At 40.8% G+C, this 24,298-nt stretch carries 21 protein-coding genes and 1 pseudogene; 9 read left to right on the top strand and 13 right to left on the bottom strand.

Annotated features, from left to right (window positions below; all coding sequences use genetic code 11):
* Positions 1–106: 106 nt before the first annotated feature.
* Positions 107–391, bottom strand: coding sequence for a DUF427 domain-containing protein (locus tag V7K89_RS33040; protein ID WP_335194937.1), 285 nt, complete (start codon positions 389–391; stop codon positions 107–109).
* A 567-nt stretch (positions 392–958) separates the two neighbouring features.
* On the opposite strand from V7K89_RS33040, the gene V7K89_RS33035 reads away from it, so the two are divergent.
* From V7K89_RS33035 to V7K89_RS33020, 4 genes and pseudogenes are all read left to right on the top strand, one after another.
* A complete protein-coding gene (locus tag V7K89_RS33035; protein ID WP_335194935.1) occupies positions 959–1,360 on the top strand; it encodes a hypothetical protein in 402 nt (133 codons plus the stop codon).
* 380 nt (positions 1,361–1,740) lie between these two features.
* A pseudogene (locus tag V7K89_RS33030) lies at positions 1,741–1,976 on the top strand (ARMT1-like domain-containing protein); the annotation flags it as partial.
* A 103-nt stretch (positions 1,977–2,079) separates the two neighbouring features.
* Positions 2,080–2,295, top strand: coding sequence for a hypothetical protein (locus tag V7K89_RS33025; protein ID WP_335194933.1), 216 nt, complete (start codon positions 2,080–2,082; stop codon positions 2,293–2,295).
* Between the two features lie 7 nt (positions 2,296–2,302).
* The gene (locus tag V7K89_RS33020; protein WP_335194931.1) at positions 2,303–2,728 is read left to right on the top strand and encodes a type II toxin-antitoxin system VapC family toxin; all 426 of its coding nucleotides are present in this window, start codon (positions 2,303–2,305) and stop codon (positions 2,726–2,728) included.
* Positions 2,729–3,209: 481 nt separating this feature from the next.
* On the opposite strand, the gene gcvP is transcribed toward V7K89_RS33020, so the two are convergent.
* The 3 genes from gcvP to gcvT form a co-directional block, all read right to left on the bottom strand.
* Entirely contained in the window at positions 3,210–6,122 is a 2,913-nt protein-coding gene (gene gcvP / locus V7K89_RS33015) for an aminomethyl-transferring glycine dehydrogenase (RefSeq protein WP_335194929.1), read from the bottom strand.
* A 175-nt stretch (positions 6,123–6,297) separates the two neighbouring features.
* Positions 6,298–6,687 carry a glycine cleavage system protein GcvH gene (gene gcvH, locus V7K89_RS33010; protein ID WP_069072677.1) on the bottom strand — a complete coding sequence of 130 codons (390 nt, stop codon included), beginning with the start codon at positions 6,685–6,687 and terminating at the stop codon, positions 6,298–6,300.
* Positions 6,688–6,811: 124 nt separating this feature from the next.
* Complete coding sequence (gene gcvT, locus V7K89_RS33005) at positions 6,812–7,948, bottom strand: glycine cleavage system aminomethyltransferase GcvT (protein ID WP_335194927.1); 1,137 nt, start codon at positions 7,946–7,948, stop codon at positions 6,812–6,814.
* A 178-nt stretch (positions 7,949–8,126) separates the two neighbouring features.
* On the opposite strand from gcvT, the gene V7K89_RS33000 reads away from it, so the two are divergent.
* Positions 8,127–8,624 (top strand): pentapeptide repeat-containing protein, encoded by a 498-nt coding sequence (locus V7K89_RS33000; RefSeq protein WP_335194925.1) that lies wholly within the window; start codon positions 8,127–8,129, stop codon positions 8,622–8,624.
* A 99-nt stretch (positions 8,625–8,723) separates the two neighbouring features.
* Here the strand turns inward: V7K89_RS33000 and V7K89_RS32995 are convergent, their stop codons facing one another.
* The 3 genes from V7K89_RS32995 to V7K89_RS32985 all read right to left on the bottom strand — a co-directional run bounded on the left by V7K89_RS32995 (position 8,724) and on the right by V7K89_RS32985 (position 14,240).
* The gene (locus V7K89_RS32995; RefSeq protein WP_335194923.1) at positions 8,724–10,490 is read right to left on the bottom strand and encodes a tetratricopeptide repeat protein; all 1,767 of its coding nucleotides are present in this window, start codon (positions 10,488–10,490) and stop codon (positions 8,724–8,726) included.
* 334 nt (positions 10,491–10,824) lie between these two features.
* Positions 10,825–10,947, bottom strand: coding sequence for a DUF3368 domain-containing protein (locus V7K89_RS32990; protein ID WP_335194973.1), 123 nt, complete (start codon positions 10,945–10,947; stop codon positions 10,825–10,827).
* Between the two features lie 623 nt (positions 10,948–11,570).
* Complete coding sequence (locus V7K89_RS32985; protein WP_335194921.1) at positions 11,571–14,240, bottom strand: tetratricopeptide repeat protein; 2,670 nt, start codon at positions 14,238–14,240, stop codon at positions 11,571–11,573.
* A gap of 639 nt (positions 14,241–14,879) precedes the next feature.
* Here V7K89_RS32985 and V7K89_RS32980 point away from each other — a divergent pair.
* Positions 14,880–15,038, top strand: coding sequence for a hypothetical protein (locus tag V7K89_RS32980; RefSeq protein ID WP_335194919.1), 159 nt, complete (start codon positions 14,880–14,882; stop codon positions 15,036–15,038).
* A 43-nt stretch (positions 15,039–15,081) separates the two neighbouring features.
* On the opposite strand, the gene V7K89_RS32975 is transcribed toward V7K89_RS32980, so the two are convergent.
* The gene (locus V7K89_RS32975; RefSeq protein ID WP_335194917.1) at positions 15,082–15,612 is read right to left on the bottom strand and encodes a hypothetical protein; all 531 of its coding nucleotides are present in this window, start codon (positions 15,610–15,612) and stop codon (positions 15,082–15,084) included.
* A gap of 195 nt (positions 15,613–15,807) precedes the next feature.
* Here V7K89_RS32975 and V7K89_RS32970 point away from each other — a divergent pair, with 195 nt between their 5' ends.
* A complete protein-coding gene (locus V7K89_RS32970) occupies positions 15,808–16,350 on the top strand; it encodes a nuclear transport factor 2 family protein (protein WP_335194915.1) in 543 nt (180 codons plus the stop codon).
* Between the two features lie 246 nt (positions 16,351–16,596).
* Here V7K89_RS32970 and V7K89_RS32965 read toward each other — a convergent pair whose 3' ends face one another.
* From V7K89_RS32965 to nfi, 5 genes are all read right to left on the bottom strand, one after another.
* Positions 16,597–16,731 (bottom strand): hypothetical protein, encoded by a 135-nt coding sequence (locus V7K89_RS32965; RefSeq protein WP_335194914.1) that lies wholly within the window; start codon positions 16,729–16,731, stop codon positions 16,597–16,599.
* Between the two features lie 625 nt (positions 16,732–17,356).
* Entirely contained in the window at positions 17,357–18,103 is a 747-nt protein-coding gene (locus tag V7K89_RS32960; protein WP_335194912.1) for a class I SAM-dependent methyltransferase, read from the bottom strand.
* Positions 18,104–18,606: 503 nt separating this feature from the next.
* Positions 18,607–20,565, bottom strand: a complete 1,959-nt coding sequence (locus V7K89_RS32955; RefSeq protein ID WP_335194910.1) for an FHA domain-containing protein — start codon at positions 20,563–20,565, stop codon at positions 18,607–18,609.
* 126 nt (positions 20,566–20,691) lie between these two features.
* Complete coding sequence (locus V7K89_RS32950) at positions 20,692–21,243, bottom strand: FHA domain-containing protein (RefSeq protein WP_335194908.1); 552 nt, start codon at positions 21,241–21,243, stop codon at positions 20,692–20,694.
* A gap of 107 nt (positions 21,244–21,350) precedes the next feature.
* Positions 21,351–22,016: a deoxyribonuclease V gene (gene nfi, locus V7K89_RS32945; RefSeq protein ID WP_335194906.1), complete on the bottom strand. Its 666-nt coding sequence runs from the start codon at positions 22,014–22,016 to the stop codon at positions 21,351–21,353.
* Positions 22,017–22,256: 240 nt separating this feature from the next.
* On the opposite strand from nfi, the gene V7K89_RS32940 reads away from it, so the two are divergent.
* The gene (locus tag V7K89_RS32940) at positions 22,257–22,778 is read left to right on the top strand and encodes a hypothetical protein (protein ID WP_335194904.1); all 522 of its coding nucleotides are present in this window, start codon (positions 22,257–22,259) and stop codon (positions 22,776–22,778) included.
* A gap of 182 nt (positions 22,779–22,960) precedes the next feature.
* Positions 22,961–24,124, top strand: a complete 1,164-nt coding sequence (locus V7K89_RS32935; protein ID WP_335194902.1) for a hypothetical protein — start codon at positions 22,961–22,963, stop codon at positions 24,122–24,124.
* The last annotated feature ends 174 nt before the right edge of the window (positions 24,125–24,298 follow it).

The following is a 24,298-nucleotide window of genomic DNA, read 5'->3' as shown; positions in this document are numbered from 1 at the left end:
TTAAAATAAATTTGCTAAATAGTTTAAATAATTAGCCCGCTCAGACTTCTGTGTGCGCGGGCCAATTATTTTGTGACGACTTCCAGGAATCCCCAGTGAACCTTTCTTAAGCCTCGACTTTTACACCCTTCCAGAAAGCGACATAGCCTTCAATATTCTTAGCTTTCTCCTTGGCGCTGGGATAATACCAAGCAGCATCTTTATTGATTTGCCCATCAACATTGATACTGTAGTAGCTAGCAACACCTTTCCAAGGACAAGTAGTGTGAGTGTTAGTGTCTGTGAAGTACTCCTTGTTAATGGTGTCAGCAGGGAAGTAATGGTTGTTTTCCACAACTACAGTATTATCACTCTCGGCTAAAACAGCTCCATTCCAAATTGCTTTCGGCATAAATGACTTTGTAAATAAACTATACATATAACATTTTGACACTATCAGCTTATTTGTAGTGAATTAATGGAGCCTGTGACGCCGTCAAAATAGTTCAGAAGTCACAAAAAGGCAATGAGTTGGAGGATTTACCTCTAGATATTAATTGCAATCACTTTTTTTTATCAATTGGAAAATTAAAAGCATTTGTTTCCATCATCAAGATTTTCTAGCATATTGGTATGGAAAGTTAAGCCAAAACAAAGTTGAATTTCGGTTGATAGCCTTAAGCAAAAAATCTTTAGATATGTGAATAGGTGATGTCTGCGGCGAGCTACGCTAATGCATCTTCTAAAAATATCTGTCAGATGAGGATTCTATTTAGCATATCTTTGCCTCTTTGAAGTTATTACTAAACTTTCTCATAATTCCCCATTTTTCCAATTGGGTTAAATTTAACTAACCAGTTTGGGTAAATAACAAATCAACCCATCAAGTAAACTTCCCATAAAAGATTGAGATTAAGAAAACAGTGAACTCTATTACTAGAGAATACTGATTGCACTTTATTAAGTTGAAAATAATTCTATGAAATTCACAAACTTGGTTAATTCTGCACTTATAATTACATCTATTGTTTTCATCCCTGGAATTACTGGCGCTCAAACAGTTAATACTAACAATGGCGGTGGACAAATAAATACAAATATCAACTCTAATGCTTTACGAAAAAACTCCACAGATACTAAATATCTGCAACCCTTCAATATTGCTTTTCTAGCTTATCAAGGTTATTTAAAAGACCAGGGTATTCCTAGTGGGGGCACTTTGTTATTCAAATACCAAACCGGATACTTGACTGCGAAAAATGTGGTTCAGGCTGCTATCAGGGCTAATAAGTTACCAGCGCAAGTTTTAAACGATCAAAGTTACGTCAACGCAGTCGAGTTACAGATGAAATCCTTTGGCGATACTAATGATTCACAATAGACAATTTAAAAGTACTGGAATCAATCTCCGCATCTCCCTATAAATTTAGTATTTCTCTAAATAAAAGCTTTACTTCTATATCCAATGCTTAGAAAACCTGGCTACAAAATTGCCAGCAGGATATGTACAACCTCTTTTAAATAAAACTGCTGTAGATTTTTCAGCCTGAAATACATACAGTACTATAGCAAAGTGCTGTTAGCGTCAGCGGGGCGTTTAGCCCATGCTGAGTAAAAACCCAGTTTTGTCAAGGCTTTGAGCGATCAACACTATCCTAACATTAGTGACTACTGTAAATCAAGTACACCCCTCCCCAACTCTCCTCTTGTAAAGAAGCGGAGGGTTGGGGAAGGGTATTTTTGTATCTCATAAACTTGAAATCTTTGGTTATAGTCAAAGGAGATGCCAATTATCGCCGATTATTAGGCGATCGCCATTGAAATTTTACTACCAACATTGCAGATATAGTCTCTTACTTACCCGTCCCGTAGCTCTACGCACCCTGAGGTCAGAAGTTATTGAGAAAGTAGCAAAATCTGACTCTTCTTGGTTGACAAATGGGCAGTCGGGTTGTATGTCAGTTGATAGTTTAGACAATTTTGAAAAATCGAGATAATTTGTAAGACAAGTATACGTATCTTCACTACTTATAGGGTCGTCTACCCTACCCGTATCACCACAATCGGCTTAGGATAGACTAGAAGAACTTTTTAAGGAAAATGGTAGAAAAAATCACAGCTGTATTTAATGGTAAAGTGTTCTATCCGGCTGAACCGATCGCACTGCCAATTAATACCCGCGTGCGAATCAGTATTGAAATTTTACCGCCCAGCGAACATGAAACAGTATCATTTTTGCAAACGGCGAGATCACTCAACCTCCAAGGGCCACCTGACTGGTCTGCCAATATAGATAAATATTTATACAATAAATAAACTTTTCATGCATTCTGAAGTCTTTCTTGATACATCATTTGCCATTGCCTTATCTGCACCGAGCGATCGCTTGCATGACCGAGCCTTACATCTGGGTAAAATGTTACAAGCAGCAGAAACTCGTTTGGTGACAACACAGGCGGTGATGTTGGAAATTGGCAATGCCTTATCCCAACAACCTTATCGTCAGGCGGCAATCATATTATTAAATTCTCTAGTAGCAGACTCTAGAGTAGAAATTGTCCCCCTTTCCCAGGAACTCTACGAACGTGCTTTCCAGCTATATCGTGAACGAACAGAGAAAGAATGGCGATTTGTCGATTGCGTATCTTTTATTGTTATGCAATATAGCGGCATCACTGAAGCACTGACTGCTGATGAGCATTTTCAACAAGCAGGGTTTCGAGCATTACTGCGAGAAAATTTGCCGTAAGGGTTTGGGCATTGAGAAGAGGCAGAGGGGCAGAAAGTAGAGGGGAAAAGAACTTAATGGCATTTTTCAGCTTACTCCTCTTCTGTCACTCTCCGAAAACATTTGCCATTTCTAAATTATTTTAGAGCTGTTGTATAGCAAGCGTAGGCTAGCAAAAACCGCAGGCATCGCGCGATTCTTTTCTAAGAACAAATATAAGACCCATTTTTTTCTAATAGTATAGCTTGTATTGATTGTCTTATGAGGCTTAAGCGCGATCGCCCTCCTGGAAAGTAGACAAAAGAGGGTTACAGCTATTTTCAGGTAAATAGACCACGCGGTAGGGGCGCAAGCCCTTGCGCCCCTACAACAGATGTGGTTCAAATACATGAAAACTGCTGTAAGTTGACACCAATGACAACTGTGCGCCCCTACTATTTTGGAATTAAAGGAGTTAGGAGTCTTAATTTCTAACTTATAACTCCTAACTTTTCACTTCAGTTTAATAAGCATCCATTGGCAGACAAGAACAAACAAAATTCCTATCCCCAAAAGCTGAGTCAATGCGACCAACAGCAGGCCAGAATTTATACTCACGAGTCCAAGGTGCAGGGTAGGCAGCTTGTTCGCGAGAATAGGGATGCTGCCATTCTCCGGTGATGAGACTTTCGGCAGTGTGGGGTGCGTTCTTCAAAACATTATCTTGGACATCCACCTTGCCAACTTCTATTTCGGTAATTTCTTGGCGAATAGAAATCAACGCATCACAGAAACGATCCAACTCTTGCTTAGATTCACTTTCTGTAGGTTCCACCATGATTGTACCCCCTACAGGCCAGGAGACAGTCGGTGCATGGAAACCATAATCTATGAGACGCTTGGCAACATCATCGATTTCGATCGCAGCTGATTTTTTGAGCGATCGTAAATCTAAAATACATTCATGGGCAACTAGACCATTTTTCCCCTGATACAAAACCGGATAGTACGATTCCAGTTTTTTGGCAATGTAGTTAGCGTTGAGAATTGCCACTTTAGTTGCTTGGGTCAAACCCCTTGCACCCATCATTGCAATGTACATCCAAGAAATCACCAAGATACTCGCACTACCCCAAGGTGCAGCTGCCACAGCACCAATATTAGAGGGCTGAGTTGAGTTGTTGATAGTAAAAACAGGATGTCCAGGCAGAAAAGGCACAAGATGAGATGCAACGCCAATGGGCCCCATACCAGGGCCACCGCCACCATGAGGAATACAGAAGGTTTTGTGCAAATTTAAATGGCAGACATCCGCACCAATATCTCCAGGACGGCAAATTCCTACTTGGGCGTTCATATTTGCCCCATCCATGTAAACTTGTCCACCATGACTATGGACAACAGCACAGATTTCCTGAATTGGCTCCTCAAAGACACCGTGAGTTGAGGGATATGTCACCATTAAGGCGGCGAGTTCATTGCTGTGTTTTTCTGCCTTAGCCTTCAAGTCATCAACGTCAATATTACCTTGTGAGTCACAGGCAACAGCTACCACCTTCATCCCACACATCACCGCACTTGCTGGGTTTGTCCCGTGTGCGGAAGTGGGAATCAAACAAACGTTACGGTGTGCTTCACCCCGATTTTCGTGATATTGACGAATTACTAAAAGTCCAGCATATTCGCCCTGAGAACCAGCATTTGGTTGTAGAGAAATTCCCACAAACCCGGTAATTTCAGCTAACCATGCCTCAAGTTGCTCAAACAGGATTTGATAACCTTGTGTTTGCGACGCCGGGGCAAATGGATGAATCTTGCCAAATTCCTCCCAACTTACCGGAATCATCTCAGCTGTCGCATTCAACTTCATTGTGCAAGAACCCAAAGGAATCATCGATGTCGTTAGCGACAAATCCTTGCTTTCTAGTCTGTGCAAATAGCGCAACAACTCAGTTTCTGAGTGATAGCGGTTAAAAACTGGGTGGGTGAGATATGTACTTGTACGGGAGAGAGGAAGATGAGAGTATGAGGAAGAAGTTAATTCTTCTAAAGTGAAGGGTAAATCATCTGTACCAGCGAAAATCTGCCAGAGGTCGATTAAATCTTCTGGTGTAGTTGTTTCATCCAGGGATATACCAACAGTAGTTGCATCAAAAACTCGTAGGTTAATTTGAAGTTGTTCGCTAACTGCCAGAATATCTTTTAAATTGCGTCTTCCCAATTCTACTCGCAGCGTATCAAAGAAATCTTTGCAACTGATGCTGTAACCCAAACGTTTCAGTCCTTCAGCCAGTAATACCGTCAAAGAATGGATATTTTCGGCAATTTGCTTCAGTCCAGTAGGCCCATGATATACGGCGTACATACTCGCCATCACCGCCAGCAATACCTGTGCAGTACAGATATTACTAGTAGCTTTTTCGCGGCGGATGTGCTGTTCGCGGGTTTGCAAGGCGAGACGTAATGCAGGCTTACCTTGGGCATCTTTTGATACTCCCACAATTCGCCCCGGAACCAGCCGTTTATACTCTTCCTTCGTAGCAAAGTAGGCTGCATGAGGCCCCCCAAACCCCAAAGGAATACCGAATCGTTGAGTGCTTCCGACAGCAATATCAGCGCCAAATTCCCCAGGCGGAGTCAGCAAAGTTAAACTTAAAGGATCTGCTGCTACCGTCACCAATGCACCCTTAGCATGGGCTTTTTCTATAAAAGCGCGGTAGTTGTAAATAGTGCCATCACTTGCAGGGTATTGCAAAACAGCCCCAAAAATTGGTCGATCAAAATCAAATGTTTGATGATCGCCGACAATAATCTTAATCCCTAATGGTTGAGCGCGTGTTTGCAACACGTCAATGGTTTGGGGATGGCACTCACTAGAGACAAAATAGGCATTTGCCTGATTTTTACAAACACCATAGCTTAGGCTCATCGCTTCAGCGGCAGCTGTAGCTTCATCAAGTAACGAAGCATTGGCAATTTCTAAACCTGTGAGGTCAATAATCAGGGTTTGGAAATTCAGCAGCGCTTCTAGTCGCCCTTGGGCAATTTCTGGCTGATAAGGAGTGTAGGCAGTATACCAACCAGGGTTTTCTAGGATATTACGCCCAATCACAGGTGGGGTAATACTGTCGTAATAACCCATACCAATGTATGAACGGAAAACCTGATTTTTGGCAGCAACTTTTTTTAACGATGCCAGTGCTGCATACTCACTTTCTGCTTCTGGTAACTTTAGCGGTTGCTTCAGCCTAATTGCCTGTGGAACTGTTTTATCTATTAAGGCATCCAGGCTGGGAAACCCTAAAACCTTAAGCATTTGCTGGATGTCATCAAAGTTAAGACCAATGTGTCTTGGCACAAAACTACTTAACTTTTGACTTTTTTCGTCCAGCACTTGCTGCTCATTAGACTTGAGAATAGGGGCGTTTAATACCACAAATTACTCTCCAGATGGTACTATTTCATATTTTGCAATAAATACTCATGAGAAGTAAGTGTAACTTTTCAATTTATCTAAATTTCATAACTTATTTTCCAGTGGAATGGAAAAAGGCAGGGGAGCAGAAGGAAATTTGCTACAAGTCTTTTCCCTCTGCCCCTTTGCCTCTTTCTTACTCCCCTTCTACTTGGGCGCGATACTCATCTGCTGTCAAGGCATCCTCAACTTCGCCAGGGTCATTGACGCGCACTTTCAAAAACCACCCTTCCCCATAGGGGTCTTCTGACACTTCTTCGGGAGAATTAATTAAAGCTTCATTGCGTTCTATAACAGTGCCTGTTACTGGTGAATTCAGTTCTTCAACAGCTTTCACTGATTCAATTGTGCCAAAGTTTTCTCCCCTGGTAAGAGCGTCGCCAATTTCTGGTAGTTCCAAAAAGACGATATCCCCCAATTCATGTACGGCAAACTCAGTAATGCCAATGGTAGCAATTTCACCATCGATTCGCACATATTCATGAGAATCCAGGTATCTGAAATCTTGAGGATATTCAAAAGACATATCACTTCCTCTCCCTTATCAAAAAAATTATTTCCCTAACAGTCATCCAAGTCATATCTGGTAATGAACCTTAGTGTAGTTGAATAACTCACAACACATTATTCCTCAAAAACTTCGGCGCTTATCAGTTGGCAACACGATTTTTTGACCGATAAAAGGGACGTTTAACTACAACTGCTGGATAAGCTTTGCCGCGAATTTCGACTTCTAGCTGCTGACCGACAGTTGCTAGCTGGGTGGAAATGTAAGCTAAGGCAATGGGATAGCCAAGTGTAGGTGACAGGGTGCCACTAGTAACTTCTCCCACAACTTTACCTGCGGATAACACTTGATAGCCGTGACGGGCTATATTGCGTGCTTGGGTTTGCAAACCCACCAATCGGCGATGCACTCCAGTCGCTTTTTGTTGTGCTAAAACTTCCCGACCAATAAAATCGCCTTTAGCATCTAAATGAACTAGCCATCCCAAACCTGCTTCTAAGGGTGTGGTGATGTCATCAATATCTTGTCCGTAAAGTGCCATTGCTGCTTCTAGCCGCAGAGTGTCTCTCGCACCGAGTCCACAGGGGATAACACCACTTTTATGGAGAGTTTGCCACAATTCTACTCCCACATTCGGGTCTACCATCACCTCAAAGCCATCTTCTCCGGTGTAACCCGTGCGGGCCAAAAAGGCAGGTTTACCTAGTAGGGTTGCTTCTAAATGTCCGAAGGCTTTAATTGTTTGTAAGTCTTCTTGCACTAACAGTTGGAGATATTTAATCGCTTTTGGCCCTTGCACGGCAATTAAGACTTTATCTGGTGAAAGGTCTTGGAATTGTAATTTATCTTGGTCAAGGTGTTGCAATAGCCATGCTTTATCTTTACCAGAAGTTGCTGCATTGACTATGATCAATGCCTTTTGTATACCAGTGGTGTCTTCACCTTGATAATAAACAATGATGTCGTCAATAATTCCGGCTTGGGGATTTAACAATACGGTGTATTGTGCTTGGCCGGGTTGCAAACGACTTAAGTCGGAAGGCACTAGTGGCTGGAGTTGGGAAATCAGGTTTTTACCTTGGAGAGTAAATTTGCCCATGTGGGAAATATCGAACATTCCGGCTGTATTTCTTACAGCCTCGTGTTCGCGGCTAATTCCACTAAATTGCACGGGCATTTCCCAGCCGCCAAAGCTGGTAAGGCGTGCTTTGAGTTCTACACCCAGTTGATATAAATGGGTTCGCGCCAGAAATTGGGCGTTGTCTTCTTGATTAGCCACAGGTAATTATTGCGATCGCACCTCAACATCTATCATCCTACGAGAGATTAGGGAAGAGGTGATAGGGGATAGGTGACAGGTGATAGGAAATAATCTGTACCCTGTAACCTGCATCCTATTCCCTTCTGTAAGGTTTAATAGTTAATGGTGAAGTGTTGAGATTTATTAAGAAGAGATTATGAAATATTGGCGACTGTTAGCTAGCTTTGTCTTAGCTATGGTTCTTTTTTTGTTTCCCCTATCGGCGCAAGCTGCAAGTTCTTCCAGTATTACCCGTTCTGTGGGTAATGATGAACTTAAGGGCAAGGATTACTCTGGTCAAAGCTTAATTGGTACTGAGTTTACCAATCTCAAATTAGAGAATGCTAATTTTAGCAATGCTGACTTACGTGGTGGCGTATTTAACAGTAGCGTATTGGAGGGAGTAAATCTGCATGGTGCTGATTTTAGTGAAGGCATAGCCTATCTAACAAGGTTTAAGGATGCTGATTTAAGTGATGCTGTGTTGACTGATGCAATGATGTTGCGTTCTACTTTTGATGGCGTAGATATCACAGGTACTGATTTTACAAATGCAATTTTAGATGGGATACAAGTGAAAAAGCTTTGTGTTAAGGCAAGTGGTGTGAATTCTAAAACTGGTGTGGAGACTCGCAAATCTTTAGGATGTAAGTAAATCATAACCCCTTCTTCGCTAGGAGAGGGGGATATTTTTTTAACGAATTACAAATTACGAATTATGCGCAGCGTTCGCGTAGCGTGCCGGAGGCAATCGCTAGTGATATGCTTCTTTTAAAAAGCTGGCATAATTTGCCCGAACCGTCATAGTTGTAGGATGACTTATACCTAAAGTCCGTTCACAAATTTTCAAAGCTTTCTCAAATAAAGGTTTGGCTTTCCTGTAACGTCTTGTATAACGGTAAAGTGCTGCTAGATTGTTCAGGCTAATAGCGACATCGGGATGGTTATTTCCCAGCAGGCGTTTACTCAGTTCTAAAGCTTGCTGATACAAAGGTTCGGCTTGCTTGTAACTTCCTGTAGATTCGTAAAGTTGTGCTAAATTGTTCAAGCTGGTGGCAACATCGGGATGGTTATCTCCCAGCAGGCGTTTTCTCAGTTTTAATGCTTGCTTGAGTAAGGGTTCAGCTTCACTGTAGCGTCTTGTATAACAGTACAATGCTCCTAAATTGTTCAGACTCGTGGCAACATGGTGATGTTCTTCTCCCACTAGGCGTTTCCACAGTTCTAAAGCTTGCTGATACAAAAGTTCGGCTTCGCTATAGCGTCCTGTAGATTCGTAGATTAATGCTAAATAGCTTAGGTTAGTGGCGACATCGGTATGTTCTTCTCCTAGCAAGCGTTTTCTCAGTGCTAAAGCTTTTTCAAGCAAGGGTTCGGCTTCTTTGTAGCGTCCTGTAGTTTCGTAGAGTAATGCTAAATTATTTAGACTAGTGGCGACATCGATATGTTCTAAACTAAGACGATTTTGAGTTAGTTCTAAACACCGTTTCAACCAAGGTTCTGCTTGCTGATAAAGTCCTTGAGCTTGATAAAACCAAGCTAATTTGGAAAACAGAGTAATTAGATTTTCATCGCCCAGATATTCGGATAGGTGGGTTGCAACTTCTGTAATATGCGGGATATGTGGAGTGAGGTTGAGAATATCTTCAGGGTTAAGCTGTTGCGGAATTAGCTTTGCTACCTCTAACATCATGGCTGCAAATCTAGTTTTTGCTTCATCCGCTTCACTTGACTTATCCAACTTCATTCGGAAAAGTCGCCGAATCTGTGGATTTAGACGATAAATTCCTTTACTTTTCTGTTGTAGCAAATGCAATTCCAGTAAATCGACTATGGCTTTCTCGTTGAGTTGTTGTTTTTTGTTTTCTTCTATTGTCTCAACAGATAGAGGAATGTCAGCTAAAGCACACAAACTTAGCAAACAGCCAAAGCTTTGGGCATTTTCATCCAACTGTTCCCAGCTCAATTCAAAAGCTTCAACTATACCGTATTCATCAAGCATCAATGAGTTAGCATTGACTACTAGTTCATGTTCCACTCGTTTCTTCTCTAGCTGCTTCAGCAGTGTTTCCAGAGACAAATCTGGCATTGTATCCAAATATCGTCCCACTAACTCTAACGCTAAAGGTAAATATCCCAAAAATTTACAAATTCTTCTGGCAACCCAAGCTTCTTGTTGCAGTCGTTCCCGAACCACTAGTGATTTTAATAATTTCATCGCCGCCAATGGTTTGAGGATATCCAATTCGCTATTATATTTTGTGCTTAGGTAAGCTTGTAACTTTTCTAGTTTGTCTCGATTGTTGAAAGTCGCTAACTCAGGATTATTCTGGGCAAACTTGTCATATACCTCACCCATCCACTTTGTGAAAGCAGCAATATCAACGTTTAATTCGGTGGCAAGTTTAACTTTAGTTTTACCTAAGTTTTCTGTCTTAAAATATTTTGCAAAAGCTGCCGTTTGCTCTAGAGATAAGCCATTCGTAGCAGCTTCTTCGGCTAGAAAATTAGCCCATTGCATAAACAGCTTGTAAAATTTATTTTTATTCTAGCTTTGTCTCATGGGGTAATCTCCTCTCTTTTAAGTAAAAATACCATTTGTATAGAAATATTTAAAAGCAGTGGCTGCCTTTAGGCATCGCTATTTGAGCTTTTGAAGTTCAAGTTTCAAGTTTTGTACTCAAAATGGATAGGCGATATCTACGACGGGCTACAGCTACACACTTTGTTACTTAGCATGAGAATTAAACCGCAGAGGCGCAGAGGGCACGGAGGAAGAGAGAAAAGGGAGCGTAGACACGCAGCGGCTTGTCGTCAGACATCGCTAGTTTGAAGTTAGAATTGATGGGCGATCGCTATTCCTCTGCTTGTTGTTTGAGTAAATTGACCAAACTATCAGATAACCACAAACCAGCGTTGCGCAAAGCTTGAATTTCAGGAGATATGCTTGGGATTAGTCCACGTCTTTTTGCTAATATCAGCTAGCCTCTGGTTCCGATAGTATTAATACTTAAAGCTTGATCACAACGCCGTGCTGCTCTATCGTCAACAATAGCAGTGCAGTCTGAATTTTTTAATGCCAAACTTAATACTTGTGATTCTCCCTTTCCCAAATCCCAAGCTGCGATTTCAGGTGCAATAGGATTAACTTCTATTATTTGTATCCAAGAAATACTGAATAACTGTGTTGATGCAACATCATATTTTGTTGTGACTTATTCAAAAACACCTAATGAAACTAAAATTTATGTGAATAATTGTGGAATTAATTTTGCTTGTTGACTTTTTAAAAGAACAATTAAAGGTGAAGAATTAGTAATTACATGATTAATCGACATTTGCCAGTTACTAGGCTAACTATTGAGTCGTATATTGCATAAAATCTACTTGGTAGGGTGATCAGGCATTAATAAATTCAGCACAAGTTAGTCCAGCGATTTCTGCAGTTAGAATTGATAGGCGATCGCTGCTAAAATTTAAACTACAACTGTTGTGTGGCATCAATTTTTGCTTGCAGTTGGGCAAAGATTTCCACAAGTGAAGGGCTATGGTGTGATTTTGGGAGAAAAGGTGCAATCACGTAGCATGCTGGAGGCGATCGCTAGTGATATATTTCTCTTAAAAAAATTGCATAATTTCCCCTTATCGTCATTGTATTGGGATGACCTACACCTAAAGTCTGCTCACAAATTGCCAAAGCTTGCTCAAACAAGGGTTTGGCTTCGTTATAGCGTCCTGTAAATTTGTAGAGTAATGCCAGATTATTTAGACTATTGGCGACATGATGATGGTTGTCTCCCAGTAAGCGTTTTCTCAAATCTAAAGCTTGCAGATACAGGGGTTCGGCTTCGCTGTAGCGTTCTGTAGAACCGTAGAGTAATCCGAGATTGTTCAGGCTAGTGGCGATATCAGGATGGTTGTCTTTTAGTAAGCGTTTTCTCAATTCTAAAGCTTGCTCATACAGAGGTTCGGCTTCGCTGTAGCGTTCTGTAAAACGATAAAGTTCTGCGAGATTATTCAGGCTAGTGGCGACATCGGGATGGTTGTCTTTTAGTAAGCGTTTTCTCAATTCTAAAGCTTGCTCATACAGGGGTTGGGCTTCGCTGTAGCGTTCTGTAAAACGGTAAAGTTCTGCGAGATTATTCAGGCTAGTGGCGACATCGGGATGGTTGTCTTTTAGTAAGCGTTTTCTCAAATCTAAAGCTTGCTGATACAGGGCTTGGGCTTCGCTGTAACGTCCTGTAGATTCGTAGAGTACTGCGAGATTGTTCAGGCTAGTAGCGACATCGGGATGGTTATCTCCCAGTAAACGTTTTGTCAGTGACAAAGCTTGCTGATAGAGGGGTTCGGCTTCGCTGTACTGTCCGATAGAATAATAAAGTGCTGCGAGATTGTTCAGGCTAGTGACGACAAGGGGATGGTTGTCTTTTAGTAAGCGTTTGCTTAATTCCAAAGCTTGCTCAAACAAGGGTTTAGCTTTGCTGTAGAGTCTTGTAGATTTGTAGAGTCCTGCGAGATTGTTCAGGCTAGTAACGACATCGGGATGGTTATCTCCCAGTAAGCGTTTTCTCAGTGACAAAGCTTGCTGATACAGGGCCTGGGCTTCGCTGTACCGTCCGATAGAATGATAGAGTTCTGCGAGATTGTTCAAGCTAGTGGCGACATCGGCATGTTCTAAACCAAGACGATTTTCAGCTACCTCTTGACATAGCTTGTACCAAGATTCTGCTTGCTGATAAAGTCCTTGATTTTGATAAAACCAGCCTAAGCCTGTGAAAGGGCAAATTAAATCTTCGTTACTGAGATACTGGGATAGATGGGTTGCAATTTCTGCAATGTGGGGGATAGCAGAAGTGAGATTGAAAATATCTTCAGGGTTAGGCTGTTGAGGAATTTGCTTTGCCACTTCTACCAGCAGCGCCACAAAAGCAGTTTTCACATTATCTGCCTCAGTTGACTCATCCAACTTCATTTGGAAAAATTGCCGAATCAGTGGATGTAGACTATAAATTCCTTTAGCCTGCCATTGTATTAAATGTAGTTTTTGCAACTGGGTTGTAGCTTTCTCCCAGAATTCTTGTTCATCCTCATTTTCTATCGCTTCAACAAATAAGGGAATGTCAGCCAAGCCATACAAACTCAGCCAACAGCCTAAGCCTTGTGCTTTCTCATCTAACTGTTCCCAACTCAATGCAAAAGCTTCAGCAACGCCGTATTCATAACGTATCAATGGGTTAGCCTTAACTACTGCTTCGTGTTCTAGTCGCTTTTTCTCTAGTCGCTTTAGTAGTGTCTCCACAGACAAATCTGGCATTGTATCCAGATATCGCCCCACTAACTCTAACGCCAAAGGTAAATATCCCAAGAATTTACAAATTCTTCTGGCAACCCAAGCCTCGTTTTTAAGTCGTTCCCTGTCAACCAGCGATTTTAATAATTTCATTGCCACCAATGGTTTGAGGACATCCAAACGTAATTGTGGCAAAGTTCTATCAAATTCCTGGCGCGTTGTCAGCAATACTTTAAACCGGGGTGATTCTGGGGGTAGATAAGGCTGAACCTGTGTTTCGTAGTCAGTAACATCATCAAACACCAGCAGCATCTCACCTTGTTGCCACTTCTCCCAGCAGGACTTCAGCCTATCTGCTAATTCCCACTCATCCGGTGCAATGAGGTTAAATTTCAATTGGGCAAATCTGAGAATCTGAATTCCGACATCAATTCCCTGTGCTGATAACCAGCAAACCCCACCTTGATAATTCTGCAAGTACTGTTTGGCGTATTGGGTAGCCAGTTGAGTTTTTCCCACACCACCCATACCTGCCACAGCTACAATGGCAACTTGCCGAGATGTTTGTAATGAGGAGTGCAGGTTTTGTAGTTCTGCCTCACGTCCCACAAATCTTTTAAATGGAACAGCAGTGGGAATATTTTGATGAATTTCTTTAATTGTGGTGTGGGTAGCGTTCGACTGAGTGCTCACGTCGAAGTCTTGCTTGTCATTATATTTTGCTCTCAGGCAAGCCCGTAACTTTTCTAGTTTGCCCCGACTCTTAGAAGTCGCTAACTCAGGATAACTCTGAGCAAACTTGTTATACACCTTAGTCATCAGCTTTTTGAAAACACCAACACCGATATTCAATTCACTGGCAAGTTTCACCTGACTCTTACCTAAGTTTTCATTTTTCAAACGCTCTACAAAAGCTGCCGTTTGCTCTGGGGATAAACTATGAGTAGCAGCTTCATTGGTTAAAAAATCAACCCATTGCATAGACAGCTTGTGAGATTTCTTCTTGATTCTACTTAATTTCTACTTTCTCTCGATTTCTAGGTAATTTCCTCATTCTTCTGGCATAAATACCATTTTCATAGAAACATTTAAAATAAGTTCGAGCCGTGAAAACTGCCTTTACAACTCCAATCAACTCCAATCAAATCACCCAAACTTCGCAATTAATCCCCGCCTCGCAAACATCGTAGAGAATCCATCTACTTGGATGCGAGATGGATATAGCCCTACTGAAATCATTCTCGCGGCGGCAATTTTAATTTTATTGTCCATTGAGGGAATTGCCTGTGTGTGGCGATCGCTATTCCCCTACTTGTTGTTTGAGTAAATGGATAAATTCTTCTGGATTTTTACGAATTGCTGAAAATACTGTTTCTGGTAATTAAATTGGTACTGTTCGCATAATTTTATCCTCAGTTGATTAGAGAGCATTCCTCTACTTAGAGTCAAAAGCACTAACTATTGACTCTTTGAACCTCGAAGTTAGCGTTTGGAACTTGAATGGGTAAGCAATGTCTACGAAGGGCTACGCCTGCGCTCTATTTTTCACTGTACTTTAGATATGAGGGAGCGATGCCTGCGGCGGGCTACGCCTACGCACTTTCTCACTTAGCATGAGAATTGAACTGCAAAAGACGCAAAGGGCGGCAAAGAAGAAATAACAAAAAGCGTAGACACGCAGCGGCTTGTCGTCAGACATCGCTGTTTGAAGTTAGAATTGATGGGCGATCGCTGGAAATATTCTTAACCGAACTGTATTGCGAGTCAAGGGATAATTGATAATTTGTTTTCCAAAAGAATTAATTTCAGAAATTAGACCTATCTAGCGGTATCTCGCGGTTCCGTTCAGTACTATAGTTTGATATGACTGTAATTGTCCAAACAGAGGGGTACGAATAATTCCTGATGTTCTTTCAGTAGTTAAAATGGCTTCGGTTTGAACAGGAGTTTCTCGAGTCCCAATTGGTAGGTTGATAATTGGTAAGAGAAAGCTCAGTTTAACTATATTTCCTCCCAAATCAGGGTTTGGTGGTCTGCTAATAATTATTGTCAGTAGTGTACCGATATCAGTAGCTAATGTCTGAATTTGATCGCCACTGAAATGCTCAGAAATATTTTTAGTTTTGTAATCAAGTTGTGGAACTCCATTGAGGATTGAATACTTGATGCGAGTACCTTTACCCTCAAGTTCAAATTCATTTGGTCGTTGCACAACAATTGCTTGTGCTGGCTTTGTGGATTTGGTCATCAAAAAAGATAACAGTGACGTCGTGGTTAAGCCAGTCACAAAAGTGAGAGCAGTTTTGAGAATTTGACGACGGGGAAAATTTGGGGATATGTCTTTAAGGTTCATAATCGCTAATCTAAACAATTTATAAAGATATATTTCTCTTTCTAGAAAGAGATTAGGATTGCGCTATCCGCTAACACAGTATGACGATCAGAAATACCTTTACTAGTATCATAAGCATCCTAATATAATTCTAGATTATTCAGTTAGCAAGGTTGACAATCTCGAAAAAGGTAAATAAAAGAAAGGAAATATATTATGAATGAACAATTTGCAGAAAAGAATATAAACACACCAGAAACAAATCTAACTACCGGAGCAGACCCAAATCTTGCTGCAACTACTATTCCCGACTCGGTACAAGACTATCTAGGGATTGCCGATGCACTTTATCGTTACGGTGCCGGCATTGACCTCAACGACGCAGCCCTATTTGCTTCTGCCTTTTCTGAGAATGCCGTCGTGGATTTCAGTGCCGTCGCGCGTAAGCTGGGTCTTGAGCTTCCTCCGCTTCTCATCGGCGGCGAAAACATCGTCCAACACATTATCAGCGTTGCTGGACCGCATACCACGACCCATGTGGTGACTAACCCACGCATTCGTGTTGAAGGAGATACCGCCAAAATGCTGGCGTTAGTCGAAGCCACACACCTGCCGCCAGACGACCACTCACGGCATTGCCTGATGAAAAACCGTTACGATGTCGATCTAATTCGTGACGGAAAAGATTGGCGCATTTGTCGGCTAACCATTGACACCACTTGGTTTACGGGAGACCCACAAGTTCTCTTGAGCAAGTGAATGACAAGTTCTTAGTTAAATCTTAGAGTTCTTTGTCTTATTTCAGAAAATGATGGCAAATGCGCGCCGTAAAAAAGTTTTGCAGGTCGGGAAATAAAAATGAAGATAAATATTGAAGTTGCACCTCCTGTCGGACATTAAGGTACGACCAACCATTCAGTTGCTCATCACCAAAATTTGAGCGAGTGAACTGATGCACAGTACACCAACTTTGGCAGAAAGTTTTTAACTGCTGCCTACCTTGCCTTAATAAGTGTCACAACAGTCACACTTGATCAAGCCGAGGTGAGCAGGGTGTGGTTTAATCAACAGTCCTCCTGTATGACCGCATTCCTTGCAAGGCGATCGCAACGCAATCAGCGTTGATGGATTTTTATTCATTAGCTAACTCCTCCTCGTTACCATTGATATTTGCCAGCAGCCATTTGGTGAATCAAGGGTAATTCGCCAATTTACCGGAACGGCTCCCCTAATTTTAGGTGTGGTGAATGCTCGAATATTAGTGTTCGCGCAGCGTCTCCTTCAGGAGAGGGTTGTCCTTTGTCATTTGTCCTTAGCTCGACTTTATCCATTTTTTTGGCAACGCTCAAGCTATTGTTGAAACCTCTGCGAGACGGGAGTTTTACTTTTTCAACTTCATCGATAATCTGTGAGGTAGAAAAAATATTTGCCAAAAAGCTAGGATTTTTGCCAGATAAAGAAAACCAAGTTCTTAATTATGGATAAAGTCGAGCTTAGAGGTTGTTTGAAAAGTCATGATTGATGTATTAAATATTTTTTACCCCACCCTAACCCTTCCCTTTACAAAGGGAGGGAACTGGATTTTTCGGTTTCCCCCCAATACATCGGGGGGATTAAGGGGGGTGATTAAAATCACAGCCAACCACTTTTCAAACAACCTCTTAGAAACACAAATGACTAATGACTAATGACGGTCTATACGGAGTTTGTGCAATATATAGGCGCATTAGCTTACTAGAATAAGAACTTCTCATGAAAAATTAGGTTAATTCTCACAACTTAGACCTATGATTAAGCAATTGTCTAAAAAATCTTGCCAGTAATCTTCTGTGTACTGTTCTATTGCTTGCTTTGGAATTTCTATAGGATGCCATGAAAACTTCTTAAACCCGGCTTCTGTAAGAGCTGATTCGTAAATAGATTGACTCCACCCAAAGTATTTAATAATAAATGGTGGATTTGTGTGAAATTCAGCTTCAGAATAAAAGCCTTCTGACAAAGGTTCTTGTTTGAGTACGGTAAGTCCATACTTTGTCAAATTTGATTTCTTCCAAGAGAAATTCGGATTAACCGTGATGGCAACAAAACGCCCGTTTGACGCTATATTTTTGCGAATATTACAAAACATCTGTAGTAGATGCTCTTTGTTTTCTGCATAATTAAGAAGATAAACCGCAGTAACTAAATTAAAACTGCCAAGTTTGTACAGTTTGGCAATATCTAACACTTGATATTCATTTCCAAGTGGATTTTTCATCTCTTGCTGGCGTGCAACATTTACCATTTCCTCTGATATGTCTACACCAACAACTTTTGCAGATCCTTGTTCTTTCAACAATCTGCTATAAAAGCCAGTACCGCAGGCTAAGTCTAGAATGGTTTTCCCTTGAAAATTACCAAGAATCTTAAATAGTGTAAATTTTTCGGCGATCGGCAATGTGGCTACAGTTTTAAACTGCTCGTAAACACTGCCAATAGTATCATATAGCTCAGTCATCAGATCCTCAGCCAATAGTAAATTAGAGTAATTATCTCACTCTCCCTATTCGATGCTGGGGTACTATACATTAGTCACATCTTTCTTAATAAAAAAGTGAAATGCTAGAAATTAAAATACCAGTTGTTCATTTTTAACTCTCCTGCTAAATAAAAATAAATTTATGATGACAACATTAAGTGGTGTTGCAGTTCATCAGCGAGCGCACTTGAGCATCTGAACCTCAAAGTTGAGCCTTTTATCCTCAATGTTGCACCTTTTATTCTCAACGTTGAGCCTTTTATCCTCGAAGTTGCGCCTTTTATCCTCAACGTTGAGCCTTTTATCCTCGAAGTTGCGCCTTTTATCCTCAACGTTGCATCTTTTATCCTCGAAGTTGCACCTTTTATCCTCGAAGTTGCACCTTTTATCCTCGAAGTTGCACCTTTTATCCTCGAAGTTGCACCTTTTATCCTCGAAGTTAGGATTTGCTACTCAAAATAGCCAGATAAATACTCTATCCCTTCTGCCTCCTAATACTAAGGTGACTGATTTAACACCCACTTCAACCATTGCCTAAAGGAACTTACAACATTCAACCTTTGAACTCCAGGCGCACGAGCGGCGGCAAGTCCATCAACGGCGACTAATGCGGCGTATTGTAAGCCCAAGAAACTATCAACTGCGGCATAAGGGCCACCTAAAGTAATAGCTCCAGCCGCATACATTTGACCTTGATCGCTACGCATTTCTACTAATTCAAAATTGTTCGCTACAGTCAATCGTCCCAGGTGGTTTACTGGGAGGTTGTAATGTTTCACTAAATCTGCTAGCAGAGGATTGGCATCTATTTTGGCATCCAGTCCGGTAGCATCAACAATAAAGTCAGCTAACAATTTCATTTCCCCAAAGTTTTGTTCTCGGATACGGGTAATAGTCCGGTTTTGGGCATCTCGTTCTACATCCAGAACCTCACCGAAGATAATTTGATACCAGCCTTCGCTTAACCCTTGAGCAGTAATTTGCTGCCAGTCGTGGCGGTCAGCGGTGGTAGTTCCACCCCAGTCTGCTAGTAAACGCTTACGCTCATCAGGGGTAGCTTTTTCTAACATTGCCCGGAGTTCGCCGCCCCAACAGGCTTTCGGCCAGTTAAAGGGTTGAAATTCGTAATGATTTTTGACTAGGCGCGTGGCTTTTTGAAATTTGTTGCCTTGGGGTTTAGGCGATCGCATTAAATGCAAAACTGCAATATTTCGATTTCGCTTTCTGGCTTCATAAATCCGCTGCACAATCCGCGAAGCCACAATTCCCCGCCCTCGAATCAATACTGTACCACCATGTTGCTCTAGTTGCTCATAAACGCGATCGTGGGCTTCATAAGCATTGACGACAGATGTAAAATCTTGATATTTTTCTCTATAAGCTTGCAAATCTGGGAGAAACTGAATTGCTGGATACCCAGTAGCTAAATGTAAATAACGACTAACTAAAAAAGCATAATTGCCTGGACCGCGAGAATAGGCTACGCAATACCTGCCATCATCAGTTTTGCGAATTACCCTAACTCGCCCATAGCGATAAATTTGATTCCAGCCAATGCGCTTCGTCTCCCGGTCGATGGAATCAAAGACATTACCCGCACGAGGAGTATAAGTTTCTGCAAATGTTGGTTCGGCAAACACTTGCCATAAATACTTGAATGCTGACTTTATCTCTCCCTTGGCTAAGTCTTTCCAAGCTTCACGCAAGGCATAACTAGGCCAACCCCAAATATTATCGGGACAAGAGTCAGAATTAGAACGCAATCTTTCATATAAGGGAATCTGTGAATTCAAACAGAGGCGTTTGTAACGAGCATAAGGTTCCGCCTCTAATCCCAAAGCCACAATCTTCTCAGCACCCACACCACTAATTCTTAGCAAATCAGCCCATAAAAAGCTACCCAATCCCGCCCCGATCGCTAGATAATCAGATTCATCTACTGGTAATCCCGTAGCATGAAGTGCTTGCACAGAAACCTTTTGGGCCTGAAACGCCAATGGTGGGAAATTACTTACCACGGGTGTTAGCGGCTGAACTACAGGTAAGCTGGGGTCTGGGCGATTAGTCTTTGCGTTGAAGTGAATCGTTGAAGGGGGAGTGGTATCTGGTGCAGAGGCGTTAGCACCAAATGTCACTGCGATCAAATATGGGCCAATTTGTAACGTATCGCCATTAACCAAAACACTGCGCGTTTGTGGTTGACCATTGACATAGACACCGTTAACGCTACCTTGGTCAATCACTACTAAATGGTCTTGTTCCCAGTCAATTAGGGCATGATAACGAGAGACTTCATTACTGTTAAGTAGCATCCGAGAAACGCGTACTCCCCTAAGTTCAGTAGGTAAGCGAGCAAATTCTCGACCAAAAGCAATCGGCATACTTAACAGTGGTTCTCGCCGTTCACCCGTCGCTGGTTCTTCCCAACTCAATTGGATTTGTAAGTCATTTGTCATTTGTCATTGGTCATTAGTCATTAGTCATTAGTCATTAGTCATTGGACATTGGGCATTGAGTATGGGGATTGAATCTTCAATTTTGAATTTTGAATTTTGAATTGATTTCTCTCCTGCCCCTCCTTCTTAAGTACCCGGTTCTACCAACACACTCACAGCCGCAGCTAAAGATGTCCCACACCAATGACAGCCAATTTGTAGATTCTCTCCTGGGGACACTTTATGACATTTGGGGCATTCTAAGCCATAAACCCCTGGTGGTGGTGCGGGGGGTGTTGGTGGGTGATGGTGATGTTTAAGATTTACTGCTGGATTGGGTGGTAGCAAAATTGTTGCTGGAATGCTACCCGTGGAAACGCTTATAACATTGAGTTTTATTTGTCCCAAAGAGATACTAGTGCCCTCAGTTAAAGGCATTTCACCTTGGACTAATTGCCGTCCATCAACAACGGGGGGATTTTGCGATCGCAAATTCCTAATATAAAAGCGCTGTTGCTGGTGATGAAAAAATATTTCAACGTGCAGACCAGAGACAGTAGGGTGACTCAGAACAATGTCGCACCGGAGAGGGTCGCGACCGATGCGGACAGTGCCATAATTTTGACTTGGCTGTTGTTCGTAAATATTCTGAGTTTTATCTTGACCTGCATCGTGCCACTGTAAAGTTAGTGCGTTCATTGTTCTAACTTTGTAAATCGTATTTAGCTACTTCAACTTCTTTCTGTGCGATTCCTAACACGATTGAGTCGGTGTAAGCAAGTATTTAGAAAAAACTTCAACAAGCTTTATTTTGCCGACGCTAGTTTATCAGCGATGCGTGTAGTTTCTGGCAGCCGATATTTGGGTGTACAGCGTAATACATAGTCAATCGCTGTCGGTAAACTAATTCGATGACCACTGGAGATATACAGAGGTTTTACTCCTGTGCGCGATCGCAAAACTGCCCCAATGGTTTCACCGTTATATATCAGTGGTTGCGTGCTACCTTTGGTTTCTGCCAATTCTTCATGCTTACCTATCAACCTCGACTTAGCTACACCAATTGTCGGCATATCTATAAGTAAGCCTAAATGGCTAGCTATACCTAATCTGCGGGGATGAGCAATTCCCTGACCATCACACAAGATAATATTTGGTGTTGTTTTAATCTTTTCTAAGGCATCAAGGACAGCTGGAATTTCCCGAAATGAAAGGAACCCAGGAACATAAGGAAAGGTTGTAGGACGATATGCTAGGCTTGTCTCGATTACTTGCAAATCAGGAAAACTCAGGACTGCGACTGCTGCACGGCTAATTGTTCCATCAGCTTCAAAACCCATATCCACTCCAGCAACGTATTGGATAGGGTCTTGCAGTTGGTCTTCAGTAATTACTTGATTTTGCAGCGTTTCTTGGATAACTATGGCTTCTTCTAGCGTCGAAGGCCAAACATGATCTCGATCAAAGTTCATATTTAAAATTGGAATTAACTGATTAATATTAATCTTGTTAATTTGGTAAGCACAAAAACAAGAGTTTTTGTAGTTTATGTGGAAAAATATATTTTTGTAAAAGTCTGTGAATGACTATCTTTATACTAAATATTTTAGCCCAAGTTAGCTGATATTTTGCATCATCATGTTACTTCAGGCTGTCAAGAGGGAATCCTGAGAATATAAGTTTATTTTTCTAGATTTTCCCTTTTACTGGTTATGATACAGCCAAATATTCTGGAACTTGCAAAACAGGGAGATGCAGAAGCGATCGCATCTCTGATGAACCGCCACCTATACCCCAAAGGAATCGCTGCAAAGGTTACTTTCCAAGATACTTGCTTGGAGGTAATGCTAGAATCTGCCGAAGTACCAAATCAGCAAATTTTAGTTGCATTTATTCGCAAAGGTTTAACGGCTTTAGAGGCTGCATCTGTTGAAATAGTGAGAGTTTATGGACAACAAACGGGTAAGGAGTTTCCAGCTTGGAGTCAAGAATTTGATTTGGGCATAGCAGAAGCTGAACTAGAAGCAGTAGATAATGAAGAGTCTTCTAGGAATTCTCAATTCCTAACTATTTGTATTAATTTAAGTGGCGATACTGTACAAGGATTAACAAATCAAGATTTTGAGTTTATTGCTAATCAAATCAGTACTGATATTTTATCATCTTGTCGTGACGTGTTTATTCAAAAAGTAAGCATTACTAATGGTAGTTCTGTGATTACTAAGGAACGTTAGTATTTCATTTACCTTATGTAATAATCTCAAAAAAGTCTCATTTCTAGATTTTTTATAGAAATATAAAAAACTAACTAAAATTTAAATATAGAGATATAAAATTTTCGACAAAATTGCTTATAAGTATAGATGATCAACCATAAAATAGACGATGATTTATCAATTTTTTGAATTTATTGGTTATGAAACAGCCGACTAATCAGGACGTTACTAAGCAAGAACTACAAAATTTTTACTGGCCGTTATGGTTTCCTTATCCTAGTTCTTGGTTAAAAGCATTAATTTTGACTCTATTTTTGAGAGTTATTATATTTGTCATCAAAAATACTGGAAAGGTAGGCTATGATATCGTATATTTTGTACACAGCCCGAAATTATTTTTTATATTTACAATATTATTAATCTTATCTCCAATTCCGATAATTTCTTTGACTCATCACTACTTATACTTATTTATTAGTCGATTGGTATCAGAAATTCAAGTACCCGAAATAGGTAGAACACAAGGATTCTTACCAGGAATGATGAGTTGGTGGGAAGGATTGTACGCTTGGCTTGTAATTGCAATTTCTACACTGATAGCAGCTTTATTTTCTATAATACTTTTACTATTCTTTCATCCTAGTTACGACAGACAAATTGAATACTATACACAAATAGAAAACATCAATAGTAATCTAATACTAATATTTGGATTATTCTATATTTTTGCAGGTGCATTGATTTATCAAATTAAATATTTGGTAAGGCACAGAATAATATCTGCTCATTCTAGCAACAAAGAAAAGGATACTAATAAACCAAACATTAATTTTAATACAGATAAAGAACTTAATAGATTGCGTGGAGAAATGGGTTTACACACAATAAAATCAAAGATTTTATCGAATACTGAAAAATATACAATTATTGAGATTCGACGGAAAGACCGTAATTTAAATAAAAAGTTGTTAATCGTTTTTATAATATTTTCAATTTTTCTAGGAATATACTTTTCTTCAAGATTTGTAGAAATATTCCCCCTAACTTCTAAAAATTCAACACAAATACCATCAAAGCCTGTATTAGTTACACCCTCATCAGTGACTTCAGAATCGCCGACTGTGTTACTTAAAGCTGATACATTTCGAGAGGCAGTAAGTAAAGCAATTAATGCAGCTAACCTGACTCAATCTGCGAAATCTCCAGATGAGTGGAAAATAGTTGTGAGTCAGTGGCAAGCTGCGATCGCACTTATGAAAGCTGTGCCATCTTCTAGCCCAAATTATGTAGTAGCTCAACAAAAAATCAGTGAATATCAAAGAAATTTCAACTACGCTAAGAAAAATTCCCTTGGTAATAAGTAATGCGATCACACTTTAGCGTTAAGCTAGAAAAAGCAGTGCGTAGCTTGCTGCCGTAGGCATCGCTCGACTGTCCAGATCAAAATAAAACCCTATAAAGACCAAAACATTAACTGCGATTCTTCACAAAGAAGATTTGTATGTTGCCGAATGTCCTGAAGTCGGTACAGTTGACCA

It is taken from the genome of Nostoc sp., assembly GCF_036917515.1.
Classification (GTDB): Bacteria; Cyanobacteriota; Cyanobacteriia; order Cyanobacteriales; family Nostocaceae; genus Nostoc.
Note: the sequence above shows the minus strand (reverse complement) of the source record. Positions and strands in the feature narration are given on the sequence as shown.